The organism is Candidatus Thiosymbion oneisti (assembly GCF_004359955.1).
GTDB classification, from domain to species: domain Bacteria; phylum Pseudomonadota; class Gammaproteobacteria; order Chromatiales; family Chromatiaceae; genus Thiosymbion; species Thiosymbion oneisti.
On sequence record NZ_SMSC01000082.1, the window covers coordinates 1 to 1,478 of the forward strand.

A 1,478-nucleotide genomic window follows, 5' to 3' on the forward strand; every position below is an offset into this window, starting at 1 on the left:
TTATATCGATTCCCTGGCATCAGAAAGCAAATCTTTTTCAAATGCGGAAAAATCAAAATCTTCGAGATCCAGTCCTTTCAACACCCCCAATGCTTTATCCAAATCACCGTTCGGCTGCAGTATATTTTGTAGTTTCTTACCAAGTTGAATTGGCACACCATACTCCTCAAGTGCCATGATTGCCGGATCTAGGAACATATTTTCTATATTCGTCGCGAAATGGGAGAAATCACCAGGTTTTATCCCCTCTCTGGCAAACACATACTTCTGTATACGATGAAGGGCCATTAAATGCCTTGGGAATTGATAATTACCCCAACGACGAACAAAGTCCAGAACATTCTCTACCGCCTTATCAGGATTTTCTTCATGCTCCATCTCTATCAGTGCACCTATATCGGGATTCCAGCGTAATTGATTTATTTTGTATGCAAGCTGTTCCCCAGAGCTTACTCCAGCTATTCGGCGGTTTGATTTAACAAAATATTTCCAAATTAGTTCACAACAAACTTTTAAATCCTCGTATTTCGGAAGCCCAGACCAGCAGAGATGACTAGAATAATAATCAAGACCAATTAATAGTTCCTTTGAAAGCGCAATCTGTGCTTCAGGCGGAATGCCGGAATTTGCCTTGATGATTGATAAGTCGAGGTTGTCTTGATGGAGAAATGGCGCTAATCTTTCTCTTGATTCATCTGCGAGATCTTCTTCATCCATCTGGATCAGCAAACTGTCGTCAGTGTCGTCGCCCTGTGTGTAAAAAGGAACATCTACCAAGGGAAGTTCTTCTTGAGGTGGTTCATCGAAGATATACACATTTCCTATAAAATGTTGGAACATACGTCCCGAGCGACCTTTTATATTGTTAAATGTAAAGAAATCGAACTTCTTTGTCGCTATTTTATTGTCGTAGATAATGACATTCTTTGCCTTAGTATTTACCCCCTCTATCAATGTCGATGTGCAGACGAGAAAACGAATACTTCCTTCGTTGAATGCTTTCACCATGTAATGAGCCAGCGATCGGGGTATCTTTCCATGATGTAAAGCAATACCACGTCTTAATCCATGCACCAATCGCCACCCAGAATGGAAATTATCAGCGATCCAATTGGCAGCATCAAATAGTTGAGGTGTTTCAGTGTTGATTTTTGATTGTTCTAGCAGACCAACTACATGATTTGCTCTTGCTGGTGATGAACAATAGATCAGTGTTGGCTCTGTCAAAGATGCACACAGATTGATTAGTTTTTCTTTTTTTCCCTTCTTGTTGTAGCTACTTATTTTGTGTGTTTCAGAGACAACTGTATTGTAGTCAGTACATATAAAGGTGGCCTCGAAATGATCTATGAATCCGGGTGAAATACCTTCGATATTAGGGCCAAGCAAATAAAACTGAGCTCTTGTCTTTAATAGTCGGTAGAACGCATGATTAAGAATGGTGCTGCGTTCTTTGTCCGTTTTTGGGTTCAGCTTAT

At 40.3% G+C, this 1,478-nt stretch carries 1 protein-coding gene; it reads right to left on the reverse strand.

The genetic code is table 11. The features are described 5' to 3' along the window. The coding region (locus E1958_RS19475) for a helicase-related protein (protein WP_133513348.1) at positions 1-1,478 on the reverse strand (1,478 nt) is incomplete at its 5' end.